This window comes from Ohtaekwangia kribbensis (genome assembly GCF_042676245.1).
Lineage (GTDB): Bacteria > Bacteroidota > Bacteroidia > Cytophagales > Cyclobacteriaceae > Ohtaekwangia > Ohtaekwangia kribbensis.
The window spans coordinates 696270-711521 of sequence record NZ_JBHTKA010000007.1; the positions used below are offsets into that span (position 1 = coordinate 696270).

Genomic DNA, 15252 nt, shown 5'->3' on the forward strand with positions numbered 1-15252 from the left:
TGCATTGATAAAGTGATGTGGAAGAAAGATATTCGTTGTGTTAATGATTCAACTAATTTCTTTCTTCTATGTTAGGACTTCGCACGGCTATCTATAAAGTATCGGATGTTAAAAAAGCCACGGCATGGTATACCAGTGTGTTTAATATCAAGCCTTACTTTGATGAACCGTTTTATGTGGGCTTCAACATCGGGGGCTATGAATTAGGATTGCAGCCCGAGGAGACTCCGGTTACTACCAAGAACGAAAGTGTGCTGGTATACTGGGGTGTTGATAATGTGAACGCAGAGTATCAGCGTCTGCTGGCAGCAGGAGCAACCGAACATGAGGCACCCCAGAATGTAGGTGGTGAGATTGTAGTGGCTACCGTAAAAGATCCGTGGGGAAATATACTCGGCATAATCTACAACCCCGAATTCAAGGTTGCGTAACGTCAGCACTGCTACGGGCGTGTAGCATTTTAATAATGGCATCGTGAATCAGTTCCGGATTACTCCACGGAACGAAGTGATTCATATCTTCTACCAATACAATTTCAACGGGAGCGTTGACCAGCATTTTTTTGGCGAAGTCGGCATTGGCGGGAGAGACAAGTACATCTTTCTTACCTTGTATTACAATTACCGGACACGTTATATTCTTCCACAACGGAAGCATGTCTTCCAACTCAGGCTTGAGGTGGTATATTTCTTCATTCGATGCGCGGAACGATCGCGGCAGTATCCAGCTTAGAAAAGGAGTTGCCAGCGGTGCGCGAAACCATGTCTCATTTGGTTCAAGCACTGGATCGATTGAACCTGCTACGATTATCAATCCATCCACCAGCTGCGGATAATCAATCGCCATGCGTGCAATGAGCGGTCCGCCAAGCGAATGTCCTACGAGTATAAGGGGGCGGTTATGTTTATACTTTTCCAGGAGCGGCTTGAGTATAGCGGCTTGTTTTTGCAACGAACCTTCACCATTGCCAAAATTAGAATGACCGAACCCTGGCCTGTCCGTTGTAATGAGCAAGGCTTGTTGCAGCAATGAGGAGTCTTTCAGAAAATGAATGAAGGCACTAAGCGAGCCGGGTGAACCATGAATAAACAGCACAAGAGGTTTGGTGGAATCACCAGCCACAGCATAATGTATATCACGAAAGCCTGTGCTATAGGCGTGCTGCGAACCATGCACATGATTTTCCTTAAAGAACGCATCCACTTCTTTTGAACTCATGCGAAAAGTCATGCACGCATGCATGATCGTCATCACCAGCAGAAAGAGTATGGGAATGATGAACTTGATGTATCGCATGGTTGTCGCTATCCGTGAATCGTTAACAGTTAATACAGTATTTCTTTGCGAAACTCTGCGCCTCCTTTGAATTCTTTGTGCTCCTGGATTTATAATTGTACTCTACAGATATCTCTTCAGCAGCAGAAATTATCCCTACAGAACGATTAACTGTAACGGATAACGATTAATGACTAAAGATTGAGCAGCTTCTTATACTTCGGACTATCGTGCAGTATCTCAATCGCTTTCTTTACATCATCATCATACTTGAAACCTGCTTCGATGCTTCCTTTCTCAAGGTGATAGCGAGCTACGATATCTTCTTCCAGCAAAAGTTTGATCTCGTCTTTATACAATATCAACTCATTCTTCTTGCTCTCGGCAATGCGGTTGGTGATCTGGTCGAGTTGTCCTTTTAACTCGCTATAGTATTTTTCTTTCTTTGCTTCTTCGGTAAACTCCTGTAGTTCAAATTCAAGGTAAGACTTGTATTTATAGTTCTTGTCTTTCATCCACACTACGAACTGCTGGTAGTCTTCATCGCTTAATGTAAACGTACGCGGACTAACCGGCTCGGGATGTTTGGAAACATATTGCGTAGCGAAGTCAAACAGGAAACCTTTTTCAAACAATACCTGTGTGAGTAGGTGCGCTTCTCTCGCTTCTGTTTTTATATCCGGGTCGATACCGCCACCATCATATACCGTGCGGCCGTTGGATGTTTTGAAAGCGCGCTTCAGTGAATCCGGTATAGAACCCACGCTGCCGTCATCTCTGCGGTGCGTATAGTCGAGCACCTGGATACAGCGCCCGGTAGGAGTATAATATTTTGCTGTTGTAACTTTCAACTGGGAGTTATAGGAGAGTGGTCGGCTTACCTGCACAAGACCTTTACCGTAAGATTTCTCACCAATGATCACACCGCGATCATAGTCTTGTAAAGTACCTGCTACGATCTCCGATGCAGAAGCACTTCCGCGGTTGATGAGCACCGTTACCGGGATTTCCGTATCCACAGGAGTGTTCAATGTCTCATAGTTCAGGTTATTCTCGGGTATTTTTCCTTTGGTACTTACTACCAGTTTACCTTTTGGGAGGAAGATGTTGGTGATGTTTACCGCTTCGATCAGGAGCCCGCCCGGATTACCGCGCAGGTCGAGTATAACGCTCTTGGCACCTTTCTCGCGCAATGCAGTAAGCGCATTCTTTACTTCCTTGGCAGCATCGGGTGTAAAGTCTGAAAGCTGGATATAGGCAACATCATTGCCTACCATACCATAATACGGAACGTTGTTTACTTTGATCTTTTCGCGTTTAAACTCGATACGCAACGGTTGGTCTACACCTTTTCGCTTAATCGTTAACGCTACGGGAGTGCCCACCTGGCCTTTCATCAGGTGTCCTGATTCTTCGCGTGTAAGTTTTGCGAGTTCAATATCATCGATCTTTACAATCTCGTCACCGATTTTCAGTCCGCCTTTTTGCGCGCCATATCCTTCCATGATCATCGTTACAACGGTACGGTTATCGATTTCGCGCGTTATTGCACCAATGCCACCATACTGGCCTGTATTTACCGTGCGAAAATCTTCTACCTCGTCTTCCGGTATATAGTTCGTATACGGGTCAAGGGAATTCAGCATGGCATCAATGCCTGTGCGGATCAGTTTATTCGGATTCACATCATCTACATATAGGGCGTTCACCTCTTTGAAGAGTGTAGCGAATATGTCGAGGTTCTTGGCTATTTCGAAATAACGCTCAGCCGGTCTTGTAAACGACAAGGCAACCAGGGTGATCAGAACCAGGGAGAGGACCAGTAATCTTTTTTTGGTAATCATAGTAAATTCAGTTCTACGCAAAAGTCTACGCTCACGAATGATTTTATTCAGTACTCGAAAATTCATCATTTTATAGCTAAAAATTGTAAGGATGTATGGTATTCTTCGTTATTTTAAGTCGAAACCCAAATTTCTTTCCACATGATCAAAACCTATTGGCAGACCTTTGTAGTTGCCCTGCTCTTTTTATGTGCCTGTGAAAGCAAAAACAGCAAGTATGAACTTCAAACAGGCGAAAGCAACGGCTACTCGTTCGAGTATGTCACCAACGACCCACTTAAGGTAAGGATTTATACGTTAAAGAACGGATTAAAGGTGTACCTGAGCCAGTATAGCGCCGAGCCGCGCATTCAAACGCAGATCGCTGTAAAGGCAGGTGGTAAAAACGATCCTGCCACCAACACGGGCCTCGCACATTACCTCGAACACATCATGTTCAAAGGCACTGCGGATTTTGGTACACTGGATTGGCAAAAAGAATCCGTATACCTCGACAGTATTGAGCACATGTTTACACATTACGGGACATTGAAAGATTCCACAGAACGTGCAAAGTACTACAAGCTTATCGACCAGGTATCTAACGAAGCTTCCAAGTATGCTATTGCGAACGAGTATGATAAAATGGTGAGCGAGCTCGGTGCCCGCGGAACAAACGCTTATACTTCCGAAGATCGCACAGTATATATCAACGATATACCGGCTAACCAGCTCGAGAACTGGTTGCAGGTAGAAGGTAATCGCTTTCAGCGCATTGTGCCGCGCCTGTTCCACACCGAACTCGAAGCGGTATATGAAGAAAAGAACCGAAGCCTCGATAACGACTACTGGAAAACTTTTGAGACACTCTACAGCGGTATATTTACCAAGCACCCCTACGGTACGCAAACCGTAATTGGTACGATCGATCACTTGAAGAATCCCTCCATCACCGAAATCAAAAAATACTTTGAGACATACTATCGTCCGAATAACGTGGCGATCTGTTTGAGCGGTGATCTGGATTATGACAAAACGATCGCGATGATCGAAAAATACTTTGGCAACTGGAAACCAAACGAGCAGTTGCCAACATGGAATAAGGTGGAAGAAGCACCTATTGCAGCTCCGGTAGTACGCGAAGTATACGGCCCGGATGCTGAATGGGTAAATATAGGTTTCCGTTTTAACGGACGTAACAGCGAAGACTATAAATTGTTGACGTTAACAGATATGATCCTGTCCAATTCGCAGGCTGGTCTTATTGATATAAACCTGAAGCAGCAACAGAAAGTGATCGAGCCTGCGAGTTATGTAGATCAGTTAGGCGATTATAGTATACATACATTCTCGGGGCGTCCGCGTGAAGGACAGAGCCTGGAAGATGTAAAGAAATTATTGCTGGAGCAGATCGAACTGGTAAAGAAAGGTGAATTTGAAGACTGGCTGATCGAAGCTACGATCAACGATCTGAAGAAATCAAAAATACAGGGATCCGAACGCAACTGGTCTCGCTCGAATGACCTCGTGTTGTCGTTCACCAATAATATACCTTGGAATCAGTATATCTCCGAAACGGATGATATGAAGAAGATCACCAAGGAAGACATCGTGAAGTTTGCCAACGAACACTATAAAGACAATTATGTAGTGGTGTTTAAACGTTCGGGCAAAGATCCGAATGCACTGAAAGTAGATAAGCCTGCTATTACAAAGGTAACGTTGAACAAGGAGAATAAATCTCCGTTCCACGAAGCTGTTCTGAAAAACAAAACCGAAAAACTTCAGCCTGTATTCCTGGATTATGAAAAAGATATTCAGAAGCTGAAGATGAATAAAGATGTAGCGGTATTGTATACACCGAATACAGAAAATGACCTGTTCTCGCTATACTACCTGTCGGATGTAGGCAGCAACAACAATCCGAAAATGAATGTAGCGGTAGAGTACCTGCAGTATCTCGGCACGGAAGAAATGTCGGCTGAGGATTTCAAGAAAGAGTTTTACAAACTCGGCTGTAACTTCGGTGTGTCGGCAGGAGAGGATCAAACCTATATATACCTCACGGGATTGTCGGAGAATATGGACAAGGCTATGCAACTCTTTGAGAAGCTGTTGGCCAATCCGAAAGCCGATGATGAAGCGCTGAAGAAAATGGTAGATGGTATATTCAAGAAGCGCGATGACAGCAAGAAAGATAAAGGTACGATCATGTTCGAAGGGTTGATCAACTATGGTTTATACGGTGCCAATTCTCCGTTTACCAATGTACTGAGCAATAAGGAACTTCGCGAAGTAAAAGCGGATGAGCTGATCACGATCATCAAAGACTTTACGAAGACCGAACACCGTGTACTGTATTACGGACCGAAGAAAGGTGAGGAGGTTGTAGCATCACTCAATCAGAATCACGTGTTGCCTGATCAGTTAAAACCTGTACCGACTCCGGTTGAATTCAAGATGCAGGATGTAAGCAAGCCAATGGTATATTGGGCGGACTATGACATGGTGCAGGAAGAGATCATGTTCCTCTCCAAAGGACAGGGTTTTGACAAGACACGTATACCGATGAGCCGTATGTTTAATGAATACTTTGGCGGTAACATGAGCTCGCCTGTATTCCAGGAATTACGCGAAGCACAAGGACTCGCATATTCTGCTTTTGCTTACTACGGATCGGCTGATAAACCTACCAGCAATGATCTCTTCTATGCCTACATCGGTACGCAGGCTGATAAACAACCTGAGGCGATGAAAGCGATGAAGGGGCTGCTGACCGACTTTCCGAAATCAGAAGGTGGTTTTGAGGTGGCACGCAATGCTATCCTGAACCAGATCGAAAGCGAGCGCATTACCAAAGCCCGTATACTCTTCGATTATGAGACAGCCCGCAAGCGCGGCCTCGACTACGATATACGCAAGGATATATATGAGCAGACGCAGAAATTTACCCTGGCAGATGTTCAGAAGTTCCAGGAAGAGTATATCAAAGGAAAGAACTATAACATTGTGCTGATCGGCAATAAGAACAAGATTAACTTCAAGGAACTGAAGCAATACGGAGAAGTAAAAGAGCTTACGCTCGATGAGATCTTCGGGTATGAAAAAGTACAGAAGATCGATCTGGAAAAACCGAATCAGTAGTGTACAACGTACTGCCTATACAAAAAAGCCCCGGTAAATTTTCCGGGGCCTTTTTATTTTAATATAGCTTTACTTTATAGCGGTAACGACCGCGATAGTATTCTTTCATCTTTAGTACTTCTCTTGATTTGTCCGCAATCCAGAAAGTAGCATATGAACCTCTGCCGTAGTTGATCTTCAACAACCAACAGGAAACTTTTGCGCTGTTGTTCAGCTGTAATTCTTCTTTACCCGTAACGGTTAAGAGGTAATAATCGGATTTGGGAGTGCCCGGTTCATAGAACGCTATCGCAAATTGTTGTCCTGTTTTCTTAAAGGGCAGCAAGGGGAATATCTCAAGATCCATCGGGAATTCAAATGCCGGTGGATTCATCACTACGCTAAAGGTGCTGTCCCGTTTGGTGTGCCTGGACGAATCCGGAACTGTTACCGTGTTGTTGGTAAATATATAGCTAAATTTTCCGCGCTTCTTGTAGTTGGCATAATGAGACAGTGGTTTCAACGAAGGTAATTCGCCGGTAGCTTCTACGTGTGCTAACAAAGAATCTTTTTGATACCAATCCCACGCGAAGTGGTATATTTTCTTTCCGGCAGCGTCTTTGGAAAAGCGAATCGTTCGGTCCCATAGAGCAGCCGAACTTAACCGGTGCCCGAGACTGTCTTCAAAATATACGGCGTAAGAACTTTTTCCTTCTTTTAACGCAGCGATGTTCAATTTCAGCTTGCCAGTATTCAGCGTGTCCACCTGGGCAAATGTAGTGAATGCTGTAAGGCACAGGGCCAACAGCGCAAATACAACTTTCATATTTCCTGTAGCGATTTAAGGGTGAATATATATCGCAGGCATTAGTCGCAGCGGCTGCGCAAATGCTACAGGAAATCAACAAAAAATGATGAAAGGCAAAAAGAGACTATAAATCCGTGTGTTTTATACTTAGGCCCAGGCTTTGCGTAAGAAGCGCAGCCAGTTACCATGCAATACATTGTTGATGTCGTCAGGAGTATAGCCACGCTTGGCTAACAGCTCCGGAAGTTTTTGCAGGTCAGCAATTGTCTCAATATCGTACGGACTTTGTTCTTTACCGAAAGCACCATCCAGATCAGAACCGATGGCTATATGAAGTGAGTTACCGGCGATCTGACAAATATGATCCATGTGATCAATCAGTTTTTCAAGACCACAATCCATACTCAACGGAGTAGAAACTTTCTTGATCCACTCGGGCACCATCATCCATGCATCCATCACACCACCGATCACAGCCCCGCGACTGATCAGTTCTTTGATCTGTTCATCACTAAACTGGCGGTTGTGATTAACCAGGGCACGAACGTTATTATGACTGGCCCATACATGACCATGAAAGTGATCCATCGCTTCCCAGAAACTGTCGTCACAAAGATGAGTTGCATCGAGAATGATGTTGAGTCGCTCCATTTCCCGCAGCAGCGCACGACCGGGTTGTCCTATACCGCCCGTAGCGTTAGTACCCTGCGCATATCTTCCAGGACCGTAATGACCAGGACCAACTGCGCGCAGGCCGTAGTTATAGGCACGCTCCAGGTAATCTACCGTAACAATAGAATCTGCTCCTTCAAGACTTAATATATACCCGATAGGCTTTTTATCAGTAGCCACTCCGTTGTTCCACCGCTCGAGGTGTTGCTCCAGTTGCTGCAGGTTAGTGATCTGCACCATTTCACCGGCTTCTTCCATGGCTTTATACCACGCAAGCTGTGCCTGTGTCTGTGCCCACGCCTGTTCAGACGAATGCCAGCCGGGTAAATTATTATCAGGCGCTACATAGCGTGCTATTTGTGTAGCCACTACGAGTCCTATATTTCCTTTTCGCAACTCTTCAAAGCACACCACACCGTTACCACGATCCGGTTTATCATTCATATCTTTTTCACGTTCGCGGATCTCGTGTATCGACTTACGATAATCACGATTCCATTCCATGGCATTCATAGCCAAATCAAGATGTGCATCGAAGATGAGCGGAAAAGACATATGTGGTGCTATAGTTTGGTTGTAATTTGTTCAGATGTACTCTTTAGTTTAAAGCTGCTAGCAGCGAGTTACCGGCTTCCAGCTGTTTGCGTTTATTCGTTGTTTGGCGTTGCTATATTTCACTTATCCATAGGCTTTATAGCTTCAGCTGTTGGTGCCAAGGACTCGCTATACTATATATGTGCGAGTTTCCTGGTGTTACGTTTAGCCTAGGGTTCTTCTTACTTCTGGCTTTTTACTTCTAAACCGTAATCACTCTATTCCTTGCTACCGTATTCCAATATTCCGTTACTTCTCCATTCGTAATTACCGCTGCGCGATCGTGTAGTGCTACTGTGGGGCATACATGATACGGTACTCCGTATAGAACATCGCCTACGTGGAACATGTTGGGTTTGTTCGTGCGGAAGATCATGTGTTCTTCGCTGTGTCCGACAGGTTCGAGGTCGGGTGCGTTGAGGAATGTTACGCGATTCTGGATCGGGTTTTCGGATGCTATAGCTTTATGGCCGAGGTCTACGCAAATAGTATCAGCAGTCGGTAATGATATAACACGGCTTACTACCAGTGCTGCGAAGAGGAACGGTTGTTCCAAGAGTATATTTTTATAGCCGCTGTCCCAATATATAAATGTTCCGGGACTGCATTCTACATGTTGGCGTTTGGCGTGTATGGGGAACGTTGGTGTGCCTCCGGCTACTACCGTTACCGTGTTGCCGGTTTGTGTACGAATATCTTCGCGAAGTTTTTCCACGGCTGCAAAGGCTTCATTGCATTTCCGGGTGCGCAATTCGAAATCAACATCGCGTAAATGTCCATCGTAAGCGTGGAGTCCTTTGGCAACTATACCGGGTATTGTGAGTAATTGTTTATAGAGGGCAAGCGCTTCAGCCGGTACAATGCCCGTTCGGTTCATGCCTACATTCAGATCTATGAATACATTCAGTGTCAGACTCGCGGCACGGAATATAGTGCCGATGTGTTGCGCTGTCCCAATATTGTCTGTCAAACAACCGAAGATTACTTGAGGGAATCGCTTGACGAGCTCTGCCAGGCGCACTGCTTTAGGGCCAATAGGTTGGTAGGCGAGGAGTATATCGGCAGCGCCCGCTTCGGCCAGCATCTCGGCTTCAGCGATGGTAGCGCACTTGAATTTCTTTATGCCTTCTGCAATCAGCATGCGTGCTACTTCTGCTGACTTGTTCGTCTTCATGTGCGGACGAAGTCTTGTAACATCCGGAACAAATGTTTTTACGATGCGGATGTTCTCGCGTACACGTTCCGGGTAAACCGCCAGGGCAGGAGTGTCAAGTATATCTATATTTTCAATAGTATACCATGCTGAGTTCGTCATGCTGAAGTTGTTTAGTGAAGTTCAAATTGTGCTTCGATCTCAACCGGTATATTATCAGGCAGCGAACCCATACCTACCGCGCTGCGTACACCGATACCGTTTTCTTCACCCCACACACTTGCAAATAATTCGCTGCAGCCGTTGATAACGAAAGGATGACGTTCGAAGTCAGAAACCGCGTTCACCATCCCCAACACTTTTACAACACGTTTGATCTTGTTGAGACTTCCTAGATTCGCCTTGAGTGTAGCCAGTATAGCGAGTCCTACCTGGCGTGCCGCAAGCTTGCCTTCATCGATGGTGAGATCTTTACCGATGCGACCGATGATGAGTGAGCCATCTTCCTTTACAGTTCCATGGCCGGATACATACGCGATATTACCAACAATCAGAAATGGTTTATACACTCCGATTGGTTTCGGAGCAGGCGGTAATGTTAGTTTCAGCTCTTCAAAGCGTTGGTCGGGGGAAAGTGTTGACATAGCAATGTTTGATTTGAGCTGAAAAGATAATCATTGAATGATTACCCGAGCAACCCAATCACAGAAAAGAAATGCGCGGTACTTCCTGCAAGTACAAACAAATGCCAGATGCTGTGAAAGTATTTGATTTTATCTTTGATAAAGAAGAATGTGCCCGCTGTGTAAAACACACCACCCAACACAAGGAACACAAAACTTGTTGCTGGAATACTCGCATACAGTGGTTTAAAGATCAGTACACCCAACCAGCCCATCACTACATACAGAATGGTGGAGAGTAATTCTTTCTTCCCGGTAAAGAATGCTTTCAGTACAATGCCGGTGATAGCACACGCCCAGATCAATCCGAACATCGTCCAGCCAACCCAGCTTTGCAGGTATAAACAGAAAGGAGTATACGTTCCGGCAATAAGCAGGAAGATAGACATGTGATCAACCTTGCGGAAAAACAGTTTTGCTCTTTCGTTTGATATGCTGTGATACAAGGTTGAGGCGAGGTATAGCATGACGAGTGTGCCGCCAAACACAGAGAAACTTACTACGTGCCATGCGTTACCATTAATAACGGCAATAATTACGAGTAATACCAGGGCCGCAATGGCCAAAAGGGCGCCTAGCCCATGCGTGATGGCGTTTGCCAATTTTTCTTTTCTTGAAACTGCAATACTTTTCATAATCGTCAATCCCGATACTGATTTTTGTGGTAAACGAAATTACGGCTGTAAAAATTTCACCACGCGTTATTAATGTTGCAAGTAATGAATGATCATCACACCAATCAAGCCACACACAGACACAATGGTTTCCATTAGTGACCATGATTGTATAGTTTGTCGTATACTCAGGTTAAAGTACTCTTTGTAGAGCCAGAAGCCGGTGTCGTTCACGTGCGAGAACATGAGACTTCCTGCACCGATGGAGAGTACCATCAGGTTGGGGTCTACATTCATTCCGGGTAGCAAAGGTGCAATGATACCAGCGGCCGTTAGTCCGGCTACCGTGGCAGAACCCACACACACACGGATGAGACACGCAATGGCCCAGCCCAGCACAAGCGGATGTATATCAAGGCCGCTGAGAAGAACCGCTATATTTTGGCTTACACCGCTGTCGATCAGAATTTGTTTCAACGCTCCGGCACCTCCCATAATGAGCAGGATCATAGCTATATCTTTCACAGACTCGCTATAGATGTCCATTACTTTTTTCATACTCATGCCTTGGCGAAGTCCTAAGGTAAACGTTGCAACCAGTAAGGATATGATCATTACCATAGCCGGATCACCGGTGAAGGCAATGGCAGTCTTTACCGATGGCTCTGTTATGTACGAGAGTGAAATGGTTGTAAAGGCAAGCAGGATAACCGGAAGGAGTGAAGAAAATATACTGATGCTGAGGCTGGGTAATTTTTCAGGAGCAACATCGGCAGCGTTCTCAAATATTTTAGGTGCAGGTGGATTGATCTTTTTTAATGCACGTGAGAATACAGGACCTGCGATGATAACGGTGGGTAATCCGATAAAAATACCGTAGAGTAAAGTCATTCCCAGGTCAGCATGAAATTGCGCCACGAGTGCCGTAGGCGAGGGGTGTGGTGGAAGAAAGCCATGCGTTACTGAGAGCGATGCAAGCATCGGAAGCCCTATATATACTGCCGGCATTTTATACTTCAGTGCGACTGAAAAGATCAACGGAACAACCAATACAAAACCAACATTATAGAAGAGCGGTATACCGATGATGAACCCCGTGAACATCAATGCCCATTGAATATAGCGCTTGCCGAAAAGTCTCACCATATACGATGCAATCTGCTGCGCAGCACCGCTGTCAGCTACGAGTTTACCGAGCATGGCACCACAGACGATCACAATCACGAGCGACCCCAGCATGTCTCCAATTCCCTTTTGAACCGACTGTGTGATCTTCGTTACTTCTATACCCAGAAGTCCTCCGGCCAGAATGGATATAACCAGGAATGCCAGAAATGCGTTGACCTTGAATACCGAGATGAGAATAATGAGAAGTGTAATACTATACACAATAATAACCAGCGACATGATCTCCGGACTCAGCTCAGCGCTCAACGCTTTAAGCGCCCTATAGCTTATATAGATTGCCGCGGGAATGGATAGAACGAGATGTGATAAAGATGAACTGGTTTTGAATCGGAAGATCTGCGTCATCAACACAAGAACGCATATTACAATAAGGATCAGCGACATGGTTGGCCGTTATGGGTTTATTGAATGATTGGTTTGCCAACGTAAGCTAATGAAAAATGTGGAAAAATGTGTTGAGGTGTTGATGTGGTTGTTGGTGTGTTATGAGATGTGTTGAGGTGTTGGTGTGTTAAAGTGTTGATGTGATTATTAGTCGGAGAGTGGTTTCAGGTCTGTTTGAAGAAATGATTGATAGGTTAGCATCGTTGCGATCATTATAAATGTAATAGGTAATGTTATTGCTGTCGGATTACCATCGAAGGGATTGTGATAATTTCCGGATGTTGCTTCGCCATTGATGGTGTAGAGTGTTCTGACGAGGTGTAGTGGCAGCCACTTCAATTCGATGCTCCATATACCTGCTGCAACTCTAAAGAGTATACCTTCGGAGAAATTCCATGCGAGGTATATGATGAATCCTATAGCGGGCGACCGCACAATAAACACCAGGCTCATCAAAAGCATTGCGTATGACAATGTGGAGAGGGCAAGTTGGCAAAATAGTTTCATGCATTGAAATATAGTTATATCCGATAGTACAGATGCGGTATATGCCGATGCTATAAATGAAATAATGCCGAGTACTGAAAAGTATGAAGCTATTGAGGCGCAGTACAATAATTTGGATAGAAAGTAATCCTTCCTTGATCTGGCAAAAACGAATCTGTTGATATATCCGTTGGACAATTCTTGTCCAATAAAAAGAATAATCCAGATAGGAAGAAATATATAGGATTGTATATAAGAGATAATGGCGAAGGACAGATTGGCGATGAACTCTGCTTCTGTGAGCGCTTCGTCCTGTGTACTCATATCAGAGATAATGATTAAGGCGAGTGGAAGCACGATCGTAGTCACGATCAGCAACCAGCGTGAAAATTTTCTGTGCAGGATTTTGTCAACTTCTATTTTTATAAGTCTCATATCGTTTACCGGAGAATATTGATGTAGGCTTGTTCAAGATCACCGTATGTCTTAAGAAGGTCATCGGTCAGTGCGTTCTGTACCAGTACACCATGCTTTAGAAACAGGATACGGTCACATACTTTTTCAATATCGGATAGCGCATGACTGGTGATCAGAAAAGATGTTCGGGCAGCTTTCTCTTTCAGAATCAGGTTTCTCAGATTCAGGATAGAATCTATATCCAGATGGTTTGTGGGTTCATCCAGGAAAATAAGATCGTTGTGCCGGGCAAATGCAAGCAGGAGAGAAACCCGCTGCTTCATTCCGGAGGATAGCTTGCTATAGGGAGCATCCAGGTAATCAATCGAAAAGACAGACAGGCATTCATCAATGCGCTTTTGATCGAGCCCGAGTAAGGTTGCATAATGCTGTATATTTCGGATAACAGTCATGTCATCGAAAAAACCTTTTCGCGCTATAGCCATACCAATCTTCAAATCGGTATGGGTTATAAATGAACCCGATGTTGGTTGCATCATACCCAGCAGGATGTTTAGCAGCGTAGTTTTACCAGAGCCGTTGGGCCCGATCAAACCTATAATTTCACCTTGTCCAATGGAGAATTCTATACATGAAAGTACTTGCTTCTGTGCAAAATTTTTGGACAGGTTTTGTGAGAGAAGTAACATGATGTTGATAAGATTTACTGTAAAGAATATACAGTACCCATCTACCACAGGTACTGTATAAAAAATGATTAATCTACCGTACAGCCATCAATGGCACAGGATATTACCTCTTCCGCGAAGCAGTATCCGAAATTTATATAGCATATAGATTTATCAAACCAGTTCAGTTTTTGTATGCGGGCACCAGCACAATCATAAGCGCCACCTTTCTTGGTGATGTCGTTACACTTAGGTTCTTTTCTCGCATTGGCTGACCTTGTTGTTCGACTTCCGGTAATCACTGAATTTTCAAGTGAAACCTGTAAGCTTCCCGTTTCGGTAGTAAAGATGAAATCACCGCTGAATTTGCCGGTTTCAATTTCAGATGGAATCTGATCGGTTGGTGTACTTGTTTGTGTTTCGATGATCGCTATATATATCAGATCATATTGATCATTGAACAAAGCAAGAATCCCTTTCTTGTCTTCTTGTCCGCTGAAAGGAATTACCAGGCTTTTCTTCTTTGAGGTTGTGAATTGTGAATTCGCTGCATTCAACGATGTTAGCGGCACGTCCAGTTTTTTAAATTGATCGGAGGCAATGACAGAATTTGTCAGAGATTCGGTCTCATTAACCGGTGCTATATCATCCTGCTGTTCACATGAAATAAAAAGACTGATCATTATAATCGAGCACATTGTAATAATGGATCTCATTAGTATATATATTATAGTCTCCAGAAATCTGTCTGGAACAGTATACAAATCTGGTCGACCTTAGATTGCATGCCGAAATGTATAGTTGGTCCGTGAAATGAAATTGCACGGAAACAATATTGTAGAATATATATATAGTTTAGAAGGTCACCTCCGATATAGGTGTGATCGAAAAGTCAATAATGAGATCAAAGTCCTTCTCTGTATAATAGAACGTTTCGCGGGTTCTGCTGTATTTTATAGTGGCTCCGTAGTTTTTAAAGAATCCGAATATATTGTACAGCTGTCTTGTACTTACGCCCAGTCTTGCAGCGAATTTTCTCGGACTTCCTGTGCATTCTTTTTTAATAAGCATGTTGGCGGTTTTGATTCTTTCAATTGCTTTGATTACATCCATAATGCATTAGTGTTAGAATTTATAGCCGGGTGTTTGTTTAAGCATTCGAAAATGTTCTATCTCACGCACGCGTTCTGATAGGTATATATCGATAATGATCTGCTCTAAAAATGCTATTAAAAAATATAGTCAGCAGCGAGAAGGTTGGTTAAGGCATCCCGCATTTGCGGTAATAAAATGTTGGCAAGCTGCACCGATAATGCAAGCTTCACCGGCTTTAGGGTATAGCTTTATTGAGTAGTAAGACTGCA

14 protein-coding genes are annotated in these 15252 nt (G+C 44.1%); 2 read left to right on the top strand and 12 right to left on the bottom strand.

Going from position 1 to position 15252, the window contains the following annotated elements; genetic code table 11:
- The first annotated feature begins 68 nt into the window (after nt 1-68).
- Nucleotides 69-431, top strand: a complete 363-nt coding sequence (locus ACFQ21_RS18120; RefSeq protein WP_377580739.1) for a VOC family protein — start codon at nt 69-71, stop codon at nt 429-431.
- On the opposite strand, the gene ACFQ21_RS18125 is transcribed toward ACFQ21_RS18120, so the two are convergent.
- Together ACFQ21_RS18125 and ACFQ21_RS18130 are read right to left on the bottom strand one after the other, a co-directional pair.
- A complete protein-coding gene (locus ACFQ21_RS18125; RefSeq protein ID WP_377580741.1) occupies nt 418-1296 on the bottom strand; it encodes an alpha/beta fold hydrolase in 879 nt (292 codons plus the stop codon). The genes ACFQ21_RS18120 and ACFQ21_RS18125 overlap by 14 nt on opposite strands.
- 173 nt (nt 1297-1469) lie before the next feature.
- Nucleotides 1470-3119 (bottom strand): S41 family peptidase, encoded by a 1650-nt coding sequence (locus tag ACFQ21_RS18130; protein WP_377580743.1) that lies wholly within the window; start codon nt 3117-3119, stop codon nt 1470-1472.
- 141 nt (nt 3120-3260) lie between these two features.
- On the opposite strand from ACFQ21_RS18130, the gene ACFQ21_RS18135 reads away from it, so the two are divergent.
- Entirely contained in the window at nt 3261-6242 is a 2982-nt protein-coding gene (locus tag ACFQ21_RS18135) for a M16 family metallopeptidase (RefSeq protein WP_377580745.1), read from the top strand.
- A gap of 58 nt (nt 6243-6300) precedes the next feature.
- Here the strand turns inward: ACFQ21_RS18135 and ACFQ21_RS18140 are convergent, their stop codons facing one another.
- The 10 genes from ACFQ21_RS18140 to ACFQ21_RS18185 form a co-directional block, all read right to left on the bottom strand.
- Nucleotides 6301-7047 (bottom strand): hypothetical protein, encoded by a 747-nt coding sequence (locus ACFQ21_RS18140; RefSeq protein ID WP_377580747.1) that lies wholly within the window; start codon nt 7045-7047, stop codon nt 6301-6303.
- A 129-nt stretch (nt 7048-7176) separates the two neighbouring features.
- On the bottom strand, nt 7177-8256 hold the full coding sequence (locus tag ACFQ21_RS18145; RefSeq protein WP_377580749.1) for a dipeptidase: 1080 nt from the start codon (nt 8254-8256) through the stop codon (nt 7177-7179).
- Between the two features lie 241 nt (nt 8257-8497).
- Nucleotides 8498-9610, bottom strand: coding sequence for a D-TA family PLP-dependent enzyme (locus ACFQ21_RS18150; protein WP_377580751.1), 1113 nt, complete (start codon nt 9608-9610; stop codon nt 8498-8500).
- An 11-nt stretch (nt 9611-9621) separates the two neighbouring features.
- On the bottom strand, nt 9622-10092 hold the full coding sequence (locus ACFQ21_RS18155) for a RidA family protein (protein WP_377580753.1): 471 nt from the start codon (nt 10090-10092) through the stop codon (nt 9622-9624).
- 41 nt (nt 10093-10133) lie between these two features.
- On the bottom strand, nt 10134-10766 hold the full coding sequence (gene trhA / locus ACFQ21_RS18160; protein WP_377580755.1) for a PAQR family membrane homeostasis protein TrhA: 633 nt from the start codon (nt 10764-10766) through the stop codon (nt 10134-10136).
- 69 nt (nt 10767-10835) lie between these two features.
- Nucleotides 10836-12152, bottom strand: coding sequence for a gluconate:H+ symporter (locus ACFQ21_RS18165; protein ID WP_377582046.1), 1317 nt, complete (start codon nt 12150-12152; stop codon nt 10836-10838).
- A gap of 312 nt (nt 12153-12464) precedes the next feature.
- Complete coding sequence (locus tag ACFQ21_RS18170; RefSeq protein WP_377580757.1) at nt 12465-13238, bottom strand: hypothetical protein; 774 nt, start codon at nt 13236-13238, stop codon at nt 12465-12467.
- Nucleotides 13239-13243: 5 nt separating this feature from the next.
- Nucleotides 13244-13909: an ABC transporter ATP-binding protein gene (locus ACFQ21_RS18175; RefSeq protein ID WP_377580759.1), complete on the bottom strand. Its 666-nt coding sequence runs from the start codon at nt 13907-13909 to the stop codon at nt 13244-13246.
- A gap of 68 nt (nt 13910-13977) precedes the next feature.
- Complete coding sequence (locus tag ACFQ21_RS18180) at nt 13978-14571, bottom strand: hypothetical protein (protein WP_377580761.1); 594 nt, start codon at nt 14569-14571, stop codon at nt 13978-13980.
- 172 nt (nt 14572-14743) lie between these two features.
- Nucleotides 14744-15001 carry a DNA-binding protein gene (locus ACFQ21_RS18185; RefSeq protein ID WP_377580763.1) on the bottom strand — a complete coding sequence of 86 codons (258 nt, stop codon included), beginning with the start codon at nt 14999-15001 and terminating at the stop codon, nt 14744-14746.
- Between the last annotated feature and the right edge of the window lie 251 nt (nt 15002-15252).

Bases quoted from the DNA above. Each gene is read 5' to 3' on its own strand.
- ACFQ21_RS18120 (WP_377580739.1), top strand. From the start codon at position 69: ATGTTAGGACTTCGCACGGCTATCTATAAAGTATCGGATGTTAAAAAA.
- ACFQ21_RS18125 (WP_377580741.1), bottom strand. From the start codon at position 1,296: ATGCGATACATCAAGTTCATCATTCCCATACTCTTTCTGCTGGTGATG.
- ACFQ21_RS18130 (WP_377580743.1), bottom strand. From the start codon at position 3,119: ATGATTACCAAAAAAAGATTACTGGTCCTCTCCCTGGTTCTGATCACC.
- ACFQ21_RS18135 (WP_377580745.1), top strand. From the start codon at position 3,261: ATGATCAAAACCTATTGGCAGACCTTTGTAGTTGCCCTGCTCTTTTTA.
- ACFQ21_RS18140 (WP_377580747.1), bottom strand. From the start codon at position 7,047: ATGAAAGTTGTATTTGCGCTGTTGGCCCTGTGCCTTACAGCATTCACT.
- ACFQ21_RS18145 (WP_377580749.1), bottom strand. From the start codon at position 8,256: ATGTCTTTTCCGCTCATCTTCGATGCACATCTTGATTTGGCTATGAAT.
- ACFQ21_RS18150 (WP_377580751.1), bottom strand. From the start codon at position 9,610: ATGACGAACTCAGCATGGTATACTATTGAAAATATAGATATACTTGAC.
- ACFQ21_RS18155 (WP_377580753.1), bottom strand. From the start codon at position 10,092: ATGTCAACACTTTCCCCCGACCAACGCTTTGAAGAGCTGAAACTAACA.
- trhA (WP_377580755.1), bottom strand. From the start codon at position 10,766: ATGAAAAGTATTGCAGTTTCAAGAAAAGAAAAATTGGCAAACGCCATC.
- ACFQ21_RS18165 (WP_377582046.1), bottom strand. From the start codon at position 12,152: ATGTCGCTGGTTATTATTGTGTATAGTATTACACTTCTCATTATTCTC.
- ACFQ21_RS18170 (WP_377580757.1), bottom strand. From the start codon at position 13,238: ATGAGACTTATAAAAATAGAAGTTGACAAAATCCTGCACAGAAAATTT.
- ACFQ21_RS18175 (WP_377580759.1), bottom strand. From the start codon at position 13,909: ATGTTACTTCTCTCACAAAACCTGTCCAAAAATTTTGCACAGAAGCAA.
- ACFQ21_RS18180 (WP_377580761.1), bottom strand. From the start codon at position 14,571: ATGATCAGTCTTTTTATTTCATGTGAACAGCAGGATGATATAGCACCG.
- ACFQ21_RS18185 (WP_377580763.1), bottom strand. From the start codon at position 15,001: ATGGATGTAATCAAAGCAATTGAAAGAATCAAAACCGCCAACATGCTT.